Below are 17282 nucleotides of genomic sequence, written 5' to 3'. Positions count from 1 at the left end.
CCCCGCCCCCGTACGGCCGGCGCGGCCGAAACCCCCGGAGCCGAATCCGGCCTCCGCCTCGGCGTCGGCGTCGGATCGGGGACCGGCCGAGGAGCCCGTGGGCGCGGTCCGGCCCGGTGTGCCGGTGGCTGCCCGCCCCACGGTCAGGGCGGCCGCGGTGGACGAGGAACCGGACGGCGAGCCATGTCCCTCCTGCGGCACGAACAACCGCCCGGGGCGCACGTTCTGCCGGGCCTGCGCGCAGCCCCTGAAGCCCCGGGCCCAGGCGGCTCCGCTGCCGTGGTGGCGGACGAGGTGGCCGTTCCATCGCCGCGTGCGGGCGGGCTCCGGCCGCGCGCTGCGGGGCAGCCTGATCGCCCTGGTGGTCGTCGGCCTCCTGGTCGCGGGCTTCCTGCTGGTCCCGGCCGGGCGGTATGTCGTGGAGGACGTACGCGACAAGCTCGGCGGCGCGGGCGAGGTCAGCCCGGTGAAGGTCTCCGCGAACGCGTCCGCCCCCGGGCACCCGCCGAAGGCGGCGGTGGACGGCGTGACGAACACGTACTGGGGCGCGCCGAGGACGGGCGACGCGCTGACGGCGGAGTTCGAGGAGCCGTTCCGGCTGGTCGGCGTCACGGTCCACACGGGAGTCTCGACGAAGCCGGAGGTCTTCCAGAAGGGGGCCAGGCCGACCCGGGCGGACCTGAGCATCACGACGAAGGACGGGAAGGTCCACGAGAAGACGATGACCCTGGCCGACAAGCCGGGCGAGCAGACCGTGCGGATGGGCATCAGCGATGTCGTGTCGATCCGCTTCACGGTCCGCGAGGCGGCCGGGCAGGGCGACGGACACCCGATCGCGCTGGGCGAGATCGAATACTTCAAGCGCACCTGAATCGCGTACTTCAGCGCACCTGAGGGGGCCGGGTCCTCGCCCTCACCGTCAGCGCGGCCGACGGATCGTCCCCCGCCGGCTGCGCTCCGGGGCCACTCAACTGTGCCCCCGCGGACCTGGAACCGCTCCGGCGGACCGGGATATGCAGGGACGGACACGCTCCCCCGCAGGAAGAGGTCCCCATGCGCAGCCAGGACGGTGCCGAGAAGGCAGGTGCGGCGCGTGGGCCCGGACGGGCCCGCGCGGCGGGGACGGCGGCCGCCGCACCCGCCACGGAGTGGCTGGCGTTGCAGGGCAGCGTCGGGAACGCGGCGGTCGTCCAGTTGCTGCGGGCCGCCGGCCACCCGCACTGCGGCCACGAGGACGCGGAGCAGCCGGTGCAGCGCTCGGCCGTCGACGCCGTGCTGCGTTCGGCCGGGCGGCCGCTCGACGGCGCGGTCCGCTCCGAGATGGAGTCGCGGCTCGGAGCCGACTTCTCGGACGTCCGCGTCCACACCGACGCCGCCGCGCGGGCCTCGGCCGCCCAGGTCGGTGCCCGTGCCTACACCTCGGGGCACCATGTGGTCATCGGCGACGGCGGGGCCGACAAGCACACGCTCGCCCATGAGCTGACCCACGTCATCCAGCAGCGGCAGGGGCAGGTCGCGGGCACCGACAACGGCTCCGGGCTGCGCGTGTCCGATCCGTCGGACCGGTTCGAGCGGGCGGCGGAGGCCAACGCGACCCGGGTGATGCGGGGCCCCGCGCCCGTCCAACGGGTGGCGGCCGAGGCCCCGGCCGCCACCCGTAGCCACCTCGCGGTCGTGCAGCGCGCCCCGCTCTCCGGCTACAACCAGCGCGTCGACTACCCGCAGGGCGCCCACACCGTGACGGTCAACGGCACGGCGGGCAGCGTGGGGATCGAGATGAAGGGGGACCTCTTCCCCGGCCATCTCGGCACGGGGGAGGCTCCGAAGGTGCAGCCCGCGTGGTGGCCGCCGAGCGGGACGCCGATCGGGGACTGGTTCAAGAACTACATGGTCCAGGGGCACCTCCTGAACCACAATCTGGGTGGTTCGGGCAAGCACCTGGAGAATCTGACCCCGCTGGTCAAGCAGGCGAACAGCCAGCACCACGCGAAGGTGGAGAAGGGTCTCAAGGTGGCCATTCTCCAGAACGGGTACACCGCCCGCTATCACGTGACGGCGGACTTCAGTTTCCACCCCACATCGGCCGATATGAAGATGACGCCGGGTTCCCCGGAGGCCATCGACTTCGACACCATCTACCGATTCGGCCTTCCCGGGATGATCCGGGCGGAATACACCCTGTACGACGCCAAGGGCAAGGAAGTGGGTGGGGACGCGTGGGAGATCGAGAACAACAACATGTAGGGCGTCACGTGGCCGACGCACGGCAGCGACTCGACGCGCTGGTCGCCGGTCTCCGCGAGAACCCTCGCGTCGAGCTGCTGAACCACGAACGGACCGAGCCACTGCCCGACGACCGGCTCTCCCGCCTCATCGAGGAGTCGGGTGCCCGGCTGCCCGCCGGAGTGGAGGACTTCTACCGGCAGGTCGGGTCCTTCACGCTGGACTGGCGGTCCGCCGGGGATGAGGGGACGGGGCGCGGCGTGATCGATCTCCTGCCCCTCGACCGTGTGCTCGGGGACTGGAGCGGGGTGACCTGGTTCCCGAAGGGCGATCAGGAGTTCCGCCCCGTGGTGCCCTTCGATTTCTTCACCCCGGAAGCGTGCGTGGCCTTCGAGCGGGGTGAGGACGGCGTCTTCGCGGAGAAGGTCAGCTATCACTACTTCGGTGAGGAACTGGCGTCCACCGGCCGCACCTTCGTCGAGTACGTCGATCTCCTGATCGCCTCGCGCGGTTTCTGGTACTGGCCCATGACTCTGTGCGCCGGATACGAGGACAGCACGGAGGTCGCGGAGTTCCGCCGCACCATGCCGCTGCTCTTCCCGGACCACGACGACGACCTGTTCCGCCCCCGGCCGCAGGAGCAATAGCCCCTCGCGCCCCGAACGCCTTCCGGTGGGCGGTGTGCCGCGCCGCGCCCCGGTGCGGGCGGGCGCGGCGTGGTGGGGCGCCGGCGGGCGGGGCCTGGGGTCAGGCGAGGGCGAGGCTGATCTGGTGATTGAAGACCGCCCAGTGCTGGCCCCGGGTCCTTGGTGTCGCAGGGCTTGGTGACGACCTCCGGGGTGCCCCAGGTGTTGGCCAGGGCGGCGTGCGTACGTACCGGATATCGCCCCGGCACACCCGAGCGGTGCCGGGGCCACCCGCTCGCCGCGACGTTGACAGAAGCGGCACCCCTGTGACCAGCCAAAACCTGGGAATCCACTCAAAGCGAGCATTCGTATGATTCGCCGCGCGCCGCTCCGGGCCCTACGCGTATCCGGGCCCTACGCGTACGGGAACGACACCTCCGGGTTGCCGGGCGTCGGGCCGGAGAGCAGCGGCTGGGGCAGGCCCTTGAGGTGCCGGTCGAAGAAGGCGGCGGTGTAGTCGCGGGTGATGCGGCTGGAGCGGTCGGCGGACAGCGGTGCCGAGGGGTCGGGCAGGCCCAGTTGGGCCCCGAGGAGCGGCATGTCGGTGAAGGTGAAGTGGCCCGCGCCGGTGACGGTGAGCCAGCGCTTCCAGCCGTCGAGGCGTGGCCAGTCCCGGTTCCAGGTGGTGTCGGTGGTGCTGTCGGGGGTGTGCTGGACCTCGGTGCCGAGCATCATGAACGGGCGGCCGTGGAGCCCGGCGTCGGGGACCGGGTCGTAGAAGGCACCGTCCATGTTCACGCCCGCGCGTACGCGCGGGTCCGCGGCCATCGTGGCCGCGGCGGAGTTCCCGCCGATGGAGTGCCCGGCCATGCCGACGCGCCGCCGGTCGATCATCGGGGCGTGGCGCCAGGCGGGGTGGCTGCCCGTCAGCCGGTCCAGCAGGAACGAGACGTCCCGCGCCCGCCCCCGGGCCACCTCGGCCATCCCGGCCTCGCCGGTGCGCTCGACGTAGTCGCAGGCGGCGCAGGGCAGGACGCGTCCGCCGGGGAAGACGGTCGTGGTGGTCTCGTGGGCGTGGTCGACCGACGCGACGACGTAACCGCGCGAGGCCAGGTCCGTCGCGAGGGACGTCAGCGTGAAGCGGCTCTGTCCGAACCCGGGTGACAGCACGACCAGCGGGAACCGTCCGGGCGCGGGCGTCGCGCCGGTGCGCGCGTATGTCTCGGTGGCCGCGACCGCTTCGGGCCCGACGATGCCGGTGAGCCCCCGGGACTCCAGCAGCAGGCGCGCCTCCTGGACGCTCACGTACGGAGCGGGTGTGCCGCTCGCGGCCCGTGCCGGATAGAACACGGACACCAGCAGCTCGCGTGCGCCGGCCCCGGGCTCGTACGGGTCGGTACGACCGGTGTCCCGCAGGGACAGCGTGGACGCGCCGACGGCGTACGGCCCGCTCGGGGCGGGGAGCCGCAGCGCGGGGTCTCGCGCGCCGGTGAGCTGCGGTGCGGCGAGTCCCGGGGTCGTGAGCGTGGTGTCGCTGCCGGGCTGGCCGGAGGACGCGGCGGCCGGGGCGACGGCCGTGGCCCCCAGGGCGAGGGCGAGGAGCGCGGTGGCCATGGTGCGCTGACGAGTTCTCATGATCCGCACGCTAGGCGCGCGGCGCATACCGGGGCGTCCGCCCAGGGGCCCCCGACCGGTACCTCTCCGGTCGTACGCCGACATGCACGTGTCATGCCCCGGGCCTACCGGCGCCCGGCCACCGGCTCACCCGCCGACGGGCCCCGGGGGCAGTCGTGTGCCGGGCAAGCGGTTGCCGTTGACGACGGCCGAACCAGCTCTCCGATGCGCGTCGCTGACATCGCGTGGTGGTAAAGCCAATGAGGTTGCCGTGGAGGGGGTGGCTTCGGTGAGGTGTGTCCATGGGCGATACCACGCGGCGGGCGCGACAGGCCAGGGCGGGCGGGGCGGTCGCGGGGCGTCTGGGGCGGTGGCGGGCGTCGATGGTGCTCGGGGCGCTGATGGTGGCGGCGTTCACGTTCAACACCGCGGAGAACCTGCCGGTGGGGCTCTTGGAGGCGATCTCCGGGAGTGTGGGGGTGTCGCTGTCGGCGGTGGGGTTTCTGGTCACCGGTTACGGGGTGACGGTCGCGGTGGCGTCGGTGCCGCTCGCACACGTGGTGCGGGCCGTGCCCCGGCGCCATGTGCTCACGGGGGTGCTGGCCGTTCTGGTCGTGGCAAGTGCGGGTGCGGCGCTGTCGGTCTCCTACGGGCCGCTCCTCGTGGCGCGGCTGCTCACGGCACTCGCCCAGGCGCTCTTCTGGGCCGTGATGGGGCCGGTCGCGGTGGGGCTGTTCGCGGCCGAGGTCCGCGGGCGGGTGGTCGGGGCCCTGTCCGTCGCCGGTTCGCTGGCCCTGGTGCTCGGGGTTCCCGCCGGTACCTGGCTGGGGCAGCGGAGCGACTGGCGGGTGCCGGTCGCCGCGCTGGTGGTCCTGGGGCTGGTCTCGCTGGTGCCGGTCGCCTCGCTGCTGCCGACCACGCGCCCGGAAGAGGAGCCCGCCGCCTACGGAACGAGCCCGGACGCCCGCCGGTACGCCACCGTGCTCACGGCCGGAGCCCTGTCCGCCGCCGGGGCGTTCACGGGCTACACGTACATCGTGTCGTTCCTGAGTGACGTGAGCGGCTTCTCCCCGGACATGGTGAGCGTCCTGTTCGTCGCCTTCGGGGTCGCCTGTCTGGCCGGGGTGAGCGTCACGGGGGCGTTGCTCGACCGTTTTCCGCAGGCTGCCCTGACGGGGGCCGTGGCCACGCAGGCCGCGGGCATGCTCGGTCTGTACGCGGCCGGCACCCGGCCGGTGGCCTCGGTGGTGTTCCTGACGCTCATGGGCGGTGCCCTGGGCCCCGTGTTCATGACGGCCCAGAACGCCATGCTCCACTGCGCGCCGGGGCGCACGGACATCGCGCTCGCGGCCAACTCCGGCTCGTACAACGCCGGAATCGCGGCGGGCGCCGCGCTCGGAGGGCTGATCCTGCCGCTGTCCGGCGTACGGGACACCTTCCTCGCCGGCGGACTGCTGACCGCCGGGGGCTGCGTGGTCCTGCTGGCCGCCCGAGGCCGCACTATAACGCGCGGCAGGCGGCGGACAGCGGCCGGTAGGGGTGGCGGAGGACGGCAGTCCGCCGGTGAGATCCGGCCGGCCGATCCGGTCTGAGCGCGAACGCCGCCGTGCTGTCGTCCACGGCCGGGGCGGAGCCGCGAACCCTTCGTGCGTCCCGTGGTCGCCGTCGCGGGGTTCAGACGGTGGTGATGCGGAAGGTCTGGTCGTCGGTGCCGGTGCAGGTCTGCTGGATAGCCTCGGCGCCGGTGGTGCGGGGGGTGAGGATGCCGACGCAGAGATCGCTGTGCGACGGGCGGAGGCGGAACCCACCGGTGACCGCCTCCAGGCGGTATTTCTGGTGCGCCGCGTCGATGCAGTCCCGAGGGGAGAGAAGGGCCCCGGGACCCGTGGACGCGCCATCGACCGTGAGGCAGCCGCCCCCGTGGTCGGGGTGCTCCCACTGGATCAGGTAGGTCCGGGCGCCTGCCGGGACCAGGGAGACCGTCGGCACGATCGCCTGGGCGCAGGGGTTCTGGACGGCGATCTCGCGCTCGGTGCGGCCGTTGCGTTCCCGGCCCTCGGTGAGGCAGAGCGACGGATCGTCCAGGGGGTGGATCCGCACGACCCCGGTCGGGGGCGTGCGTGCCGGTACGGGGGTCTTGCGGGGTGACGGCGGTGAAGAGGTGGAGCGCTGTGTCGTGGGACGGGTCGTGGGGGCGTCGGACGTCTCCTCGGAGCCGGCCCCGACCGGATCCGCCGTAGGGGTCGGGGAGGTGGCCGTGGGGCCGGAGGCGCTGGGGGGTGCGGTGCTCACGGATATGCCGGGGGACGGGGTGTTCCCGGGCTGGGTGCTGACGGGTTTGTCCCCGCCCGGCCAGAGCGCGATCAGCAGGACGCCCGCTGCGGCGAGGGCGCCGGTGAGCGTCATCGGCAGATAGCGGGGGCGGGTGTCCCGGTCGTACGAGGACGGCGGGGGCGTCGGCGCGGTCGTGGACGGCGGCTCCGAGGGCTGCTCGATGGTCATAGACGGCGGCGCCGTCGGCACGGTGGTCGGGGACGACCCCGCCGGCTCGCTCCCGGCCTGCGCCGTCACGGCACCGTCTTCCGGGGGCACCGCGTCCTGGGGCGGTGCGTCGTCGGGGCTGAGTTCCTGGGGTCGAGGGAGTGGGGGCCGGGGTGGGGCCGCCGTAGGTGCCGCGGTGATCGCGAGTTCGCGGCGGGCGGTCAGCCAGGTGTCGACCGTGGCGGTGTCGCCGCCGCAGGCGCGCACGAAGGCGGCGAGGAGTTCTTCGCGGGGCAGGTCCGTACGGGCCAGGGCGCCGGAGATCGTGGCGCGGGGCAGGACGTCGCCGGCCTGGGTGGCGTTGCGTTCGATCTGCCGGTAGCTGAGGTCGGCCCACACGCGTAACTGACGCATGGTGGCGACGAATTCGGCCGGTGTGCGCGCGGCCGTCGGGTCGGGCCCCGTCCCCATACTTCCCCCTGATCGCTCCTGTGTCGCAAGGAGATTAGTACGGGGGCGCAGGGCCTGAAGCCACGAAGGGAGAAGACGGCTGACAAGCGATGCGCGGGGGGTGTTCCCGGGCCGCCCGGTCATGCGGTGATGTGGCGGTAGGCGACGACACCGTACGTGGGGAGCGGGGCGACGGTGACGGTGCGTCCGGGGCGCGGGGCGTGGATGACCTTGCCGTGTCCGATGTAGAGCTGGACGTGGCCGCCGCCGCTGGTGATCACCAGATCGCCGGGGACGAGCGCCGCGCGGGTGGTCGCCCGGCCCGCCTTGATCTGGCCCCAGGTGGTGCGCGGAAGCCGCACCCCGGCCTTCTCCCAGGCGCGCAGCACCAGACCCGAGCAGTCGAAGCCGCGCGGTCCGGTGCCGCCCCAGACGTACGGCTTGCCCAGCTGCGCCCGTGCGTAGGCCGTCACGGCGTCGCGGGCCGTCCGTCCTGTGTTCGTGCGGGAGTCCGCGGCCGGTGGGGCGGGTACGGCGACGGATCGGGCCGGTGCCGTGGAGGGGTGTGCCGTGGCCGGGACGCGCAGGGCGTGCCCGGCGTAGATCAGGGTCGAGGAGCCGAGGCCGTTGAGCCGTTGCAGGGCCTTGACGGTCGTGGTGTGCGTACGGGCCAGGGCGTAGAGGGTGTCGCCCGTCTTGAGGGTGACGACGCGGATGGCCGGCTTCGGCTTTTTCTTCTGCGGGGCGCGCGGTGGGGTGGCCGTGTCGGAGGTGCCGGGCTCGGCGGTCCCGGGCTCGGTGGGGCGGGGCTCGGTGGGGCGGGGCTCGGTGGGGCGGGGCGTCGTCGGTGTGTCCGGCCGGAGGACGACGGGGCTGCCGCCGCGTGCGCCGGCGGACGGTTCCGCGGGGCCGTGCACGGCCACCAGTACCCCGGCGAGCAGCGACAGCAGGAGAAGGACGATCAGGCTCGTCACGGTCCACAGCCAGGAGCTGTTGCGGGCCGACCGCTCGGCCGGGCGGCGCGGGGTGGCGGTGGTCTGGGCCGGGGTGGCGGTGCGCGGGGCCGGGGTGGCGGGGGCGCGGTGCCGGCCTCGGGACCGGGTGGGTTCCGGTGTGTGCTTCCCCTGTGTGACGGGCTTGATCAGCGTCTGCGGTGACATGCGGGCCTCCTTGGTCCGGGGCCGGTGTTTCCGGGCCCGTTGGGAGGCTGTTCGAGGGCGGGGGTGTCCGGCCAGGGGCTCGGGCGTCTGGGACAGTCCGGCTTCGTCCGTGGCGTCCGGCGGGGGCGGCGCGGTTCGTCCGTAACCCCTCGGAACCCTTCCTGACCTGCACGGACAGTGCCGGACTGTCCGAGCCGCCGTGAGCTGTTCCCTTCGCCGGGGTCCACCCGCGACGCTCTTTCCACCGCCCCGCGTCACCGGCCGGTGCCGCCTCCTCGCGGCGCCCGGCGGTCCGGGGCGTCTTCCGCCGCATGACCCGCCCACGGCCCGGGATCTCTCCCTGCCGCTCTCCGGGCGGGCAACGGCTCGACCCGCTTCCACCAAGGAGGAGCAACATGCTCGGTTCACGCAGGAGCAAGCTCCGGATGGCGGCCCTCGCGGTCGCCGCGACCGGAGTCGCGGGCGGCGTGTTCGCCGTCACCGCCGGCTCGTCGGACCCCGGACCGGCCGCCGCCGGCGGCCGGGACACCGTCGTACAGGTGGCGTCCGGCTCGGCCGGATCGTCATACCGCGGCACGTTCCGCGAGGCGGACGGCTGCCCGTATCTGGTCACCTCCGGCGGCACCCACTACTACCTGCCGGGCTACACGACCGGCGGCAACGGCGGCCTCTACAAGAAGGGCGGCGGATTCATCGCCTACCCCGGCTGGAAGATCCAGGCCAACGGGACCAAGCAGTTCAAGCCCCTTGGCCGCCACACGACCCTGTGCACGAGCTGGGGCGTCGAGCGCCGCATCAAGGCGCGGTCCATCTACGCCCTCCAGCACTGACACCAAGCACTGACACCCCGCACCCGTCCCGCCGGTGAGCGCGGCCCGGTGCCCGGGGGCGGGCCCACGGCTCGTACCCCGGGCCCCGGGCCCGCCCCGGCGGCCGGCGCCCCCGAGTTCCCGTCCCAGACCCCGGTTCCGTATCCGAGACCCACGACCCACGGCCCGAAACCCACGACCCACGACCCACGACCCGAGATCCGAGATCCGAAGGAGCATCACCATGCGCACCACGCACATCAGTACGCCCCGCAGAACGCCCCGCCCAACGCCCCGTCTCGCCGTCATGGCCCTGGCTGCCGCCGTCGTCGCCGGAGGGCTCGGGTACGGGGCGGCGGAGGGCCTGCTCTCCGCCGGACCCGCCCGGTCCGCCGGGTCCGAGCCCGCCGACACGGTCGTCAACGCGGCGGCCGAGCAGACGCAGAAGCGATTCTCCGGCACGTTCCAGCAGGCGGACGGCTGCCCATATCTGGTCACCTCGGGCGGCACCCACTACTACCTGCCGGGCTACACGATCGGCGGCAACGGCGGCCTCTACAAGAAGGGCGGCGGATTCATCGCCTACCCCGGCTGGAAGATCCAGGCCAACGGGACCTCGTACCGCAAGGCCGGGGGAACGGCCTGCGCGACCTGGGGCACCGGTCGCCGGATCAAGGCGTCGTCGATCTACGCGACGACGACGGGACCGGCGCGGGGCAAGGGCGCGGAGGGGTGCCGGACCTCGACCTCGGCGTGGGAGGTCCGCAACCACATGGTCAAGATCAAGACCGCCGACATCCGGGTGCGCATCACCAGGTGCGTGGACGCGTCCGGGGCGCTGACGTCGCAGACCACGTCCCGGATCTACGCCACCACGACGACGGCCGGTGATCTGCTCTACGGAGTGACGGTCACGCCGGAGACGACACCCGCCGTGCTCAAGGCGTCGGGCAGCCGGTACGTGCTGCAACAGGACGTCGAGCACAAGTCCTGCCTGGGGACCAAGGCCGGTCCGCTGTGCGGCCACAACAACATCACGTTCACCATCACCGTCAACAGGACGGGCACCGCGTGGGAGGTGAGCGCCAAGGACCAGAGCGCCGACGACGACATCGTGCGGGCCTGACGTCGCGCGGGTCTCGTCGCGCGGGCTCACATCGCGCGAACCTGATCGCACGGCGCCCGTCGCCCGCGCCCGCCCTACGCCGGAGGCAGAGCCGGGCGGGTTACGTCCTCGGCGTGCGGCGGCGGCACGCAGTCAACCGCCGCCGCACGGCGTGACGTCGGCAGATCCCGGGCTCGCCGGACCGGCGAGAAGAACAGGATCAGCGCGGCGAGCGGAACCCCCGCCGTCGTGAGGGCCATGGCGGTGCGGAGGCCGAGCGTCGTGCCGAGCACACCGCCGAGCAGTGCTCCGACGGGGATCGTTCCGTAGCTGAGGAAGGCCGTGCTCGCGGTGAGGCGGCCGAGGAGGTCGGGTGGGCAGTAGCGCTGCTGGAAGCCCGCCTTGATGATGTTGCCGGCGACGACGCCCGCGACGACGCTGAAGCCACCGACGACGAAGAGCAGGGTGCCGGCTCCTGCGGTGGTCAGCGGGATCAGCAGTCCGAGCAGCGGAAGCACCAGTTCGAAGAGGAGTGTCGCCCGCGCGGTGCCGATCCGGTCGGCGACCGCGCGGGCGGCACACGCCCCGGCCACCCCTCCGGCGCTGGTCGCCGCGACGAGTGCGCCGACCACCCCGGGTGTCAGACCGACGGTCCGGACCAGGAAGACCACCTGGATCGACTGGTACCCCATGAGAGCCAGGTTGGAAGCTGCCCCGAAGAGGGTGAACGTGCGGAACCAGGGGTCGACGGCGATCATCCGCAGGCCCTCGCGGACGTCGTCGGCCAGGGAGGCCGAACGCCGTCCGGCTGCGGTGGCGCGTGGCTCACGATGCCGGATGCCGGCAAGACACAGGAGGGAGACGAGGAACGTGGCGGCGTTGGCGAACATCCCGTTCACCGCGCCCGCCACCTGCGCGATCAGGCCGCCGGAGCCGAGTCCGGCGATCTGCGCGGCGGATGCGCTGCCGTGCAGTTTGGCGTTGCCCTCGGGCTGGTCGTCGGCGTCCAGGATGCTGGGGAGATAGGCGCTGTAGGCGGTCTGGAAGAAGACCGCCGCCGTACCCGCCAGCAGCGCGACGGCGAGCAGCAGTCCGATGCTCAGCCGGCCGGACCACGCGGCGACCGGGAGGCCGGCGAAGAGGACGAGGGAGACGGCGGCGGAGGTGAGCATGACGGGTCTGCGCCGCAGCCGGTCCACCCACGCGCCGGCCGGGAGTCCGATGATCAGCCAGGGGGCCCAGGCGGCAGCGCTCAGCAGGCCGACCTGGAACGTGCTGGCGTGCAGGGTGGAGACCGCGGCCAACGGCATCGTCACCCCGGTGACGGACGCGCCGAACTTGCCCGCGGTCTCTCCGCACCACAGCAGACGGAAGTCGCGGTGACGGCGGAGGAGGCCGCCGCGCACGCCGTCGCTCATGCGGAGCCACGTTCCTTGCGGGGGAAGGACTGGAGCTGCACGACGACGGGGAGCGCGTCCGGCGCGGGCTCGGTGCCCGGAGCAGGCGTGTGACGGGCGATCACCGCCATCAACTCCGCGTTGAGCGCCTCCAACTGCGCCGGGGTCATCCGCAGGTCGTTCCAGTCCGAGACGGTGCCGGCGGTGCGCCATGCGTCGTCCCAGTCCTCGCCGACGTAGTTCACGACCCGGCTGAAGTACTGCTGGATCAGTTCGTGCAGATAGACCGACAGCGCACCCCGGGTATCGGGATCGTCGCGGAAGTCGGCGGTGTTCAGCTCGTTCGAGACGTCGACCCTGCGCCACCAGCGCTCGCGTTTCGTGCCCCGTCCGGTCTCCTCCTCGATGAAGCCGTGCTCGGCGAGGTGGCGCAGGTGCCAGCTGATGGTTCCGGTGTTCTCCCCGAGGCGTTCGGCGAGCAGGGTGGCGGTGGCGGGGCCGTCCAGACTGAGCAGTTCGAAGATGTTCATCCTCAGCGGATGGGCCAGCCCCCGCAGGCTCCGCGCGTCGAGGCGCCGGGTGGGCTTGGCGGACGTGGACGGTGGTGTGCGTGCGGGTTCGTCGGACATGCCGACAGCCTATGATGCAGAGTTTCCTCTGCATAGAACTCTCTGCAGAGGAAACTCTGCATGATGCGTGGCTCGGGGCACGAGGCACGAGCCACGAGGCACGGTGCTTACGCACCTCCACCGTCGCGGTGGCAGCCGGTCGCCGACGGCCGGTGGTACTCCGTTCCGAAGGTGGGTAGAGGGCTGTCGGCCCCGGAGCGCTGTGCCCGCGGCGCCATGAGGACGGCCGAGGGGGAACTGTGGCGCTGTCGGACCAATTGCCCGCACTGATCGGTGTGGTCGTCGGCTCGCTCGGCTCGTACGCGACGCAGAGCCTGACGGAGCGCCGGAAGTGGCGGCGCCAGCGGGACGAGCGGTGGGACGAGAAGCGGTTCGAGACGTACGGCCGGTACGCCAACGCCCTCAAGGCGCAGTTGCGCATCGCTCAGCGGATCGGTGCCGCGGTCGGTTTCTCCGACGTGACCGACCCGCTGGAGCCGGCGGAGGGCCTGCCGCTGCTCGCCGACGCGGAGTCGCAGCGTGCGACGGAGTGGGAGTCCGTCCTGCTCGTCGGCGACGCGGCCACCATCGCGGCGGCCCGGCGCTGGCACGAGTCGGTCTGGACGGTCGAACTCCTCATACGGGAGGGGCCGGTCGACGCGGAGATGTGGACCAGGGCCCACCAGCTGGCGAGTGCGGCGCGCGACGCCTTCTACCTGAGTGCCCGGCGCGACCTCGGCATCAACGGGGCTCCCCCGCCCTCGGGCCAGTGGCCGCGGCAGTGGCGGGCCGAGCTGTCGGGCTGAGCGCGCCCCGGGGCACCGGCACGAGCCCGGGGCCCCGGGCAGAGCCCCGTCCCCAGTGGGGGCCCGGGGGGGGGCAGAGCCCTGCTCGTCAGCGGATCACCAGGCCGCCACGACGCGGTAGCTGACCTTGGCCTCGGGAAGGTTGCTCTGGGCCAGGGTGCCGCTGGCCCAGGCGCTGCCGGTGCAGTCGGCGCCGGAGTAGAGGAGCACGGACGCCGAGCTGTTGGCGATCTGGACCGAGCGGACCGGCTGCGGCGCGGTGTGGCAGGTGCCGAGGTCCCCGAGGTCGGGGTGGAGGGCGGCGCCGGTTCCGTTCGTGCCCGTGTAGAGGGAGGCACCGGGCTGGAGGGCCGGCCAGGAGGCGGCGCCGGCCGTGCCGGCGCCGAGGGCGGCCAGCGCGGCGGTCATGGTCACCGTTGCGGCGAGGGCGCGGAACGTGGTGGTGGGCAGGGACATGCGGACCGCCTTCGGGGTACGGGTGCGGGCTGCGCCCGTGAGGCGCAGGGAGCCGCCTGGATTCGGCCGCCGACGATCATTGCACGCTCAACCATTTTTGGGCAGACCGCTTCCCCGTGCGGAAACGCGGCCCCGGGGCCGTCACCTGCCCTGCGGACGCTCCGTCAGAGGGCTGCCGACGATGCTCCGGAGGGTGTCGACGTACGCGGTGAAGGCCCGGCGGCCCTCGGGGCTGAGCTTGAGCCAGGTGCGGGGGCGTTTGCCCACGTAGCCCTTGCGGATCTCGACGTAGCCGGCCTTCTCCAGGGCGGCGGCGTGCTTGGACAGGACCGAGTCGCTGATCTCCAGGCTGTCGCGGACGAACCCGAACTCGGCCTCGGTCGCGGCGGCGAGCAGCGAGACGATCTGGAGGCGGGCGGGGGCGTGGATCACCGGGTCGAGGTTCATCGGACCACCGCCCCTGACGAGTGGGCCGCGACCTGGTCCTCGGCCCAGCGCGTGGTGGCGGCCGCGTAGAGGGCGGCGACGACGCCCGCGACGGCCTTCTGCCAGACCGTGGAGTCGGTGAGCGTGCCGACGGCGAGCGGAACGACCCCCCAGACCATGCAGATCGACGCCATCCACAGCAGCATCCGGATCCCCGCACTCACGGTCCAGGTCCGCGCCCTCCATCTGACACGGGTCCTGGCGGCGAGCGTGGCGGTGAGCACGGCCAGGCCCACGACCGCCGCCGAGGTGAGCACCGCCCGGGCCGCACCGTCCTGGCCCGAGGCGACCCCGGCCGTCGTCACGAGCACGATCACACCCGGCAGATACCAGAGCGGAAGGCGCTGTCCGGCGTAGGCCCTGCGCTGGACCCGGTCGATCTCGGCCAGCGCGTCGGCGGCGTTCGGAGGCGTGTCCATCGAGGGCGTGTCCATACGTAGTACCTGCTTCCTCGTGAAGTACTTGTCGCAATGGAAAGTACTCACTCTCTTTCCGTTGCGTCAAGTGCTTTCCACCGAGCAGCGCGCGTGGCTCCGGGCGTCGGCCCCGGCCCCGAGTCCGGCCACACCGAACCACGGTGGCCTTGACCCTCACGCCGCGTCAGACCCCACACTCGGTGCCGTGGAGGATCACTGGACCGTGGGACGGGTGGCCGCACTGGCCGGGGTGAGCGTCCGTACGCTGCACCACTACGACCACATCGGACTCGTACGCCCGTCGGCGCGCACCGCAGCCGGATACCGGGCCTATGCCGCCGACGACGTGCAGCGGCTCAGGGAAGTGCTGGCCTACCGGCGCCTCGGGTTCGGGCTGCGGGAGATCGCGGGACTGGTCGGCGACCCGTCCGCCGACACCGTCGCGCACCTGCGCCGGCTGCGCGGCCTGCTCCTGGAACAGCGCGAGCGGACCGACGCCATGGTCGCGGCCATCGACAAGGAACTCGACGTACGGGCGAAAGGACTGCACGTGCCCCCGGAGGAGCAGTTGAAGGTGCTCGGTGCCCGCCTGTACGACAGGATCGGTGGCGCCTACACCGCGACGCGGCGCACCGACCCACGGATCGCCGCGCAGATCTGGTCCGCCCTCGCCGGCGCGCGGACGGTCCTCAACGTCGGGGCCGGTACCGGCTCCTACGAACCTCCCGGCCGTGAGGTGACCGCGGTCGAGCCGTCGGAGGTCATGCGGGGACAGCGCCCCGCCCGCGCGGCGCCCTGCGTGGCCGCCGCCGCGGAGAACCTGCCCTTCGAGGACGGGGTGTTCGACGCCGCGATGGCCGTCTCCACCGTGCACCACTGGCACGATCCGCTGGCCGGTCTGCGGGAGATGCGGCGTGTGGCGCGGCGCGTGGTCGTGCTCACCTTCGACACCGACGAGCCCGGATGGCCGGACCGATTCTGGCTCACCCGCGACTACCTGCCCGAATTCGCCGGTGTCCTCTCGGGGTTCCCCTCGCTCGCGGGCATGGCCGACGCGATCCGGGCCCGTACCGAGGCCGTACCCGTCCCGTGGAACTGCGCCGACGGCCTGTTCGAGGCTTTCTGGCGCCGCCCCGAGGCGTACCTGGAGGAACCCGTACGTCGCGCGATGTCGGTGTGGACGAGAGTCGGGCCGGAGGCCGAGCAGCGGGCCGTGCGAAGTCTCGGCGACGACCTGGCGTCCGGGCGGTGGGCTCGGCGCAACCGGGATCTCGCCCGCCTCGACAGCGCCGACCTCGGACTCCGCCTCCTCGTGGCCTGACCACGCGCCCCTCCTCCGGAATGACGCGGGCACGCCCGTCCTACGGACCGGGCACCTTGCGAACAACGGTCTCGTCCGGGCCGACGGGGCGGCCCTCGGAGTCCAGGACCTCCAAGGGCCGCAGGGGCCGGCCGTGCCGGCGGTCGAGCAGGTGCGAGTGGGGTTCCTCGGGCGCGAAGAAGTTCCCCTCGCCCCACTGCCGCAGGGCCACGATGACGGGGAACAGGGCGCGGCCCTTCGGGGTCAGCACGTACGCGCGGTAGGCGCTGCCGTCCTCGGCGGGGACCGATTCCATGATCCCGCCGGCCACCAGGGAACGCAGTCTGGCCGTAAGGATGTTCTTCGCCACCCCGAGGCTGCGCTGGAACTCCCCGAAGCGCCTGCTCCCGTCGAAGGCGTCGCGGACGATCAGCAGCGACCACCAGTCACCGATCGCGTCCACCGACCGCGCGACAGGGCATTCGCTGTCGTCGAGACGGGTCCTGGTCACCATGCTTCCTCCCGGGCATCCACGCATCCAGTCTGGTTGCAACATGCTACCAATGCGGCTACCGTCCTGCCGTCGGAAGTAGTAGCAAGATGAAACCAGAAGGGTGGGGGTGCCGATGTCCTGCCAGAACGAGGTCGCTCAGTTGGGCGACGACGGCGGAGGCCCGCAGGAGAGCACGTACGGATACGAGCACGGATCGCCGTTCGTCCTCACCCGCAAGGTCACCGCGCTGTTCGCCGTCGCCTCCGGGGCCGCCGTGGCCAATGTCTACTTCTCGCAGCCGCTCCTGGTCACGATGGGCCACGACCTCTCCATGAGTCCGGGGCTGGTCGGCAGCGTGGTGACCCTCACCCAGATCGGGTACGGGCTCGGGCTGTTCCTGCTCGTCCCGCTCGGCGACACCATCGACCGCAGGAGGCTCGTCGTCGCCCAACTGCTGCTCCTCGCGGGGGCGCTGATCGCGGTGGCCGCGGCCGGGACGGCGGCGGTCCTGCTGGCCGCGATGGCCGCGACGGGGCTGCTCGCGGTCGTCACGCAGTCGCTGGTCGCGTTCGCCGCCTCACTGGCCCGGCCCGGGGATCGGGGGCGGGTCGTCGGACTGGTCACCAGCGGCATCGTCACCGGCATCCTGCTCGCCCGCACCGTCTCCGGTCTCCTGGCCGATCTCGCCGACTGGCGTGCGGTCTATCTCGCCTCGGCCGCGCTGACCGCCCTGCTCGCCCTGGTGGTGGGGGGGGGGGGGGGGCGGCCCCCCCCCCCCCCCCCCCCCCCCCCCCCCCCCCCCGCCCCCCGGGGCCCCCCCCCCCCCCCCCGCGGGCCGCGCCCGGCCCCCCC

18 protein-coding genes are annotated in these 17282 nt (G+C 72.9%); 9 read left to right on the top strand and 9 right to left on the bottom strand.

Features of this window, described 5'->3' with window-relative positions; genetic code table 11:
• Positions 1-313 precede the first annotated feature (313 nt).
• From ACWCXC_RS35115 to ACWCXC_RS35105, 3 genes are all read left to right on the top strand, one after another.
• The gene (locus tag ACWCXC_RS35115) at positions 314-871 is read left to right on the top strand and encodes a discoidin domain-containing protein (protein WP_450683756.1); all 558 of its coding nucleotides are present in this window, start codon (positions 314-316) and stop codon (positions 869-871) included.
• Between the two features lie 182 nt (positions 872-1053).
• Positions 1054-2244 (top strand): eCIS core domain-containing protein, encoded by a 1191-nt coding sequence (locus ACWCXC_RS35110; RefSeq protein WP_450891620.1) that lies wholly within the window; start codon positions 1054-1056, stop codon positions 2242-2244.
• 8 nt (positions 2245-2252) lie between these two features.
• Entirely contained in the window at positions 2253-2870 is a 618-nt protein-coding gene (locus tag ACWCXC_RS35105; RefSeq protein ID WP_450891619.1) for a hypothetical protein, read from the top strand.
• Positions 2871-3263: 393 nt separating this feature from the next.
• Here the strand turns inward: ACWCXC_RS35105 and ACWCXC_RS35100 are convergent, their stop codons facing one another.
• Complete coding sequence (locus ACWCXC_RS35100; RefSeq protein ID WP_450891618.1) at positions 3264-4484, bottom strand: alpha/beta hydrolase family protein; 1221 nt, start codon at positions 4482-4484, stop codon at positions 3264-3266.
• Positions 4485-4864: 380 nt separating this feature from the next.
• On the opposite strand from ACWCXC_RS35100, the gene ACWCXC_RS35095 reads away from it, so the two are divergent.
• A complete protein-coding gene (locus ACWCXC_RS35095) occupies positions 4865-6055 on the top strand; it encodes an MFS transporter (protein WP_450891632.1) in 1191 nt (396 codons plus the stop codon).
• A gap of 82 nt (positions 6056-6137) precedes the next feature.
• On the opposite strand, the gene ACWCXC_RS35090 is transcribed toward ACWCXC_RS35095, so the two are convergent.
• Positions 6138-7358 (bottom strand): hypothetical protein, encoded by a 1221-nt coding sequence (locus ACWCXC_RS35090; RefSeq protein WP_450891617.1) that lies wholly within the window; start codon positions 7356-7358, stop codon positions 6138-6140.
• Between the two features lie 176 nt (positions 7359-7534).
• Positions 7535-8554 carry a C40 family peptidase gene (locus tag ACWCXC_RS35085; protein ID WP_450891616.1) on the bottom strand — a complete coding sequence of 340 codons (1020 nt, stop codon included), beginning with the start codon at positions 8552-8554 and terminating at the stop codon, positions 7535-7537.
• 395 nt (positions 8555-8949) lie between these two features.
• Here ACWCXC_RS35085 and ACWCXC_RS35080 point away from each other — a divergent pair, with 395 nt between their 5' ends.
• Both ACWCXC_RS35080 and ACWCXC_RS35075 read left to right on the top strand, forming a co-directional pair.
• Positions 8950-9384, top strand: a complete 435-nt coding sequence (locus ACWCXC_RS35080; protein ID WP_450891615.1) for a hypothetical protein — start codon at positions 8950-8952, stop codon at positions 9382-9384.
• A 223-nt stretch (positions 9385-9607) separates the two neighbouring features.
• The gene (locus ACWCXC_RS35075; protein WP_450891614.1) at positions 9608-10489 is read left to right on the top strand and encodes a hypothetical protein; all 882 of its coding nucleotides are present in this window, start codon (positions 9608-9610) and stop codon (positions 10487-10489) included.
• A gap of 74 nt (positions 10490-10563) precedes the next feature.
• On the opposite strand, the gene ACWCXC_RS35070 is transcribed toward ACWCXC_RS35075, so the two are convergent.
• Positions 10564-11886 (bottom strand): MFS transporter, encoded by a 1323-nt coding sequence (locus ACWCXC_RS35070; RefSeq protein WP_450683766.1) that lies wholly within the window; start codon positions 11884-11886, stop codon positions 10564-10566.
• Entirely contained in the window at positions 11883-12494 is a 612-nt protein-coding gene (locus ACWCXC_RS35065; protein WP_450891613.1) for an ArsR/SmtB family transcription factor, read from the bottom strand. The genes ACWCXC_RS35070 and ACWCXC_RS35065 overlap by 4 nt, the downstream gene beginning before the upstream one ends.
• A gap of 239 nt (positions 12495-12733) precedes the next feature.
• On the opposite strand from ACWCXC_RS35065, the gene ACWCXC_RS35060 reads away from it, so the two are divergent.
• Positions 12734-13279, top strand: coding sequence for a hypothetical protein (locus ACWCXC_RS35060; protein ID WP_450683768.1), 546 nt, complete (start codon positions 12734-12736; stop codon positions 13277-13279).
• Positions 13280-13375: 96 nt separating this feature from the next.
• Here the strand turns inward: ACWCXC_RS35060 and ACWCXC_RS35055 are convergent, their stop codons facing one another.
• The 3 genes from ACWCXC_RS35055 to ACWCXC_RS35045 form a co-directional block, all read right to left on the bottom strand.
• Positions 13376-13735 carry a hypothetical protein gene (locus tag ACWCXC_RS35055; RefSeq protein WP_450891612.1) on the bottom strand — a complete coding sequence of 120 codons (360 nt, stop codon included), beginning with the start codon at positions 13733-13735 and terminating at the stop codon, positions 13376-13378.
• Positions 13736-13876: 141 nt separating this feature from the next.
• Positions 13877-14182, bottom strand: a complete 306-nt coding sequence (locus ACWCXC_RS35050; protein WP_450683770.1) for a winged helix-turn-helix domain-containing protein — start codon at positions 14180-14182, stop codon at positions 13877-13879.
• Positions 14179-14655 (bottom strand): hypothetical protein, encoded by a 477-nt coding sequence (locus ACWCXC_RS35045; RefSeq protein WP_450891611.1) that lies wholly within the window; start codon positions 14653-14655, stop codon positions 14179-14181. The genes ACWCXC_RS35050 and ACWCXC_RS35045 overlap by 4 nt, the downstream gene beginning before the upstream one ends.
• 205 nt (positions 14656-14860) lie before the next feature.
• On the opposite strand from ACWCXC_RS35045, the gene ACWCXC_RS35040 reads away from it, so the two are divergent.
• Positions 14861-15958 (top strand): MerR family transcriptional regulator, encoded by a 1098-nt coding sequence (locus ACWCXC_RS35040; RefSeq protein ID WP_450891631.1) that lies wholly within the window; start codon positions 14861-14863, stop codon positions 15956-15958.
• Positions 15959-15998: 40 nt separating this feature from the next.
• Here ACWCXC_RS35040 and ACWCXC_RS35035 read toward each other — a convergent pair whose 3' ends face one another.
• Positions 15999-16451: a winged helix-turn-helix transcriptional regulator gene (locus tag ACWCXC_RS35035; protein WP_450683772.1), complete on the bottom strand. Its 453-nt coding sequence runs from the start codon at positions 16449-16451 to the stop codon at positions 15999-16001.
• A 112-nt stretch (positions 16452-16563) separates the two neighbouring features.
• On the opposite strand from ACWCXC_RS35035, the gene ACWCXC_RS35030 reads away from it, so the two are divergent.
• Positions 16564-17282, top strand: a 719-nt coding sequence (locus ACWCXC_RS35030; RefSeq protein WP_450891610.1) for an MFS transporter, incomplete at its 3' end; no start/stop codon positions are given.

Source organism: Streptomyces sp. NPDC001515 (assembly GCF_053597115.1).
The sequence above is the reverse complement of the archived record's forward strand: the minus strand, read 5'-3'. Positions and strand labels throughout refer to the sequence as shown.

What these genes read in the sequence shown, in the direction of transcription:
- ACWCXC_RS35110 (WP_450891620.1), top strand. Translation starts at nt 1,054, where the DNA reads ATGCGCAGCCAGGACGGTGCCGAGAAGGCAGGTGCGGCGCGTGGGCCC.
- ACWCXC_RS35070 (WP_450683766.1), bottom strand. Translation starts at nt 11,886, where the DNA reads ATGAGCGACGGCGTGCGCGGCGGCCTCCTCCGCCGTCACCGCGACTTC.
- ACWCXC_RS35085 (WP_450891616.1), bottom strand. Translation starts at nt 8,554, where the DNA reads ATGTCACCGCAGACGCTGATCAAGCCCGTCACACAGGGGAAGCACACA.
- ACWCXC_RS35045 (WP_450891611.1), bottom strand. Translation starts at nt 14,655, where the DNA reads ATGGACACGCCCTCGATGGACACGCCTCCGAACGCCGCCGACGCGCTG.
- ACWCXC_RS35095 (WP_450891632.1), top strand. Translation starts at nt 4,865, where the DNA reads ATGGTGGCGGCGTTCACGTTCAACACCGCGGAGAACCTGCCGGTGGGG.
- ACWCXC_RS35055 (WP_450891612.1), bottom strand. Translation starts at nt 13,735, where the DNA reads ATGTCCCTGCCCACCACCACGTTCCGCGCCCTCGCCGCAACGGTGACC.
- ACWCXC_RS35075 (WP_450891614.1), top strand. Translation starts at nt 9,608, where the DNA reads ATGCGCACCACGCACATCAGTACGCCCCGCAGAACGCCCCGCCCAACG.
- ACWCXC_RS35035 (WP_450683772.1), bottom strand. Translation starts at nt 16,451, where the DNA reads ATGGTGACCAGGACCCGTCTCGACGACAGCGAATGCCCTGTCGCGCGG.
- ACWCXC_RS35080 (WP_450891615.1), top strand. Translation starts at nt 8,950, where the DNA reads ATGCTCGGTTCACGCAGGAGCAAGCTCCGGATGGCGGCCCTCGCGGTC.
- ACWCXC_RS35090 (WP_450891617.1), bottom strand. Translation starts at nt 7,358, where the DNA reads ATGCGTCAGTTACGCGTGTGGGCCGACCTCAGCTACCGGCAGATCGAA.
- ACWCXC_RS35065 (WP_450891613.1), bottom strand. Translation starts at nt 12,494, where the DNA reads ATGTCCGACGAACCCGCACGCACACCACCGTCCACGTCCGCCAAGCCC.
- ACWCXC_RS35100 (WP_450891618.1), bottom strand. Translation starts at nt 4,484, where the DNA reads ATGAGAACTCGTCAGCGCACCATGGCCACCGCGCTCCTCGCCCTCGCC.
- ACWCXC_RS35050 (WP_450683770.1), bottom strand. Translation starts at nt 14,182, where the DNA reads ATGAACCTCGACCCGGTGATCCACGCCCCCGCCCGCCTCCAGATCGTC.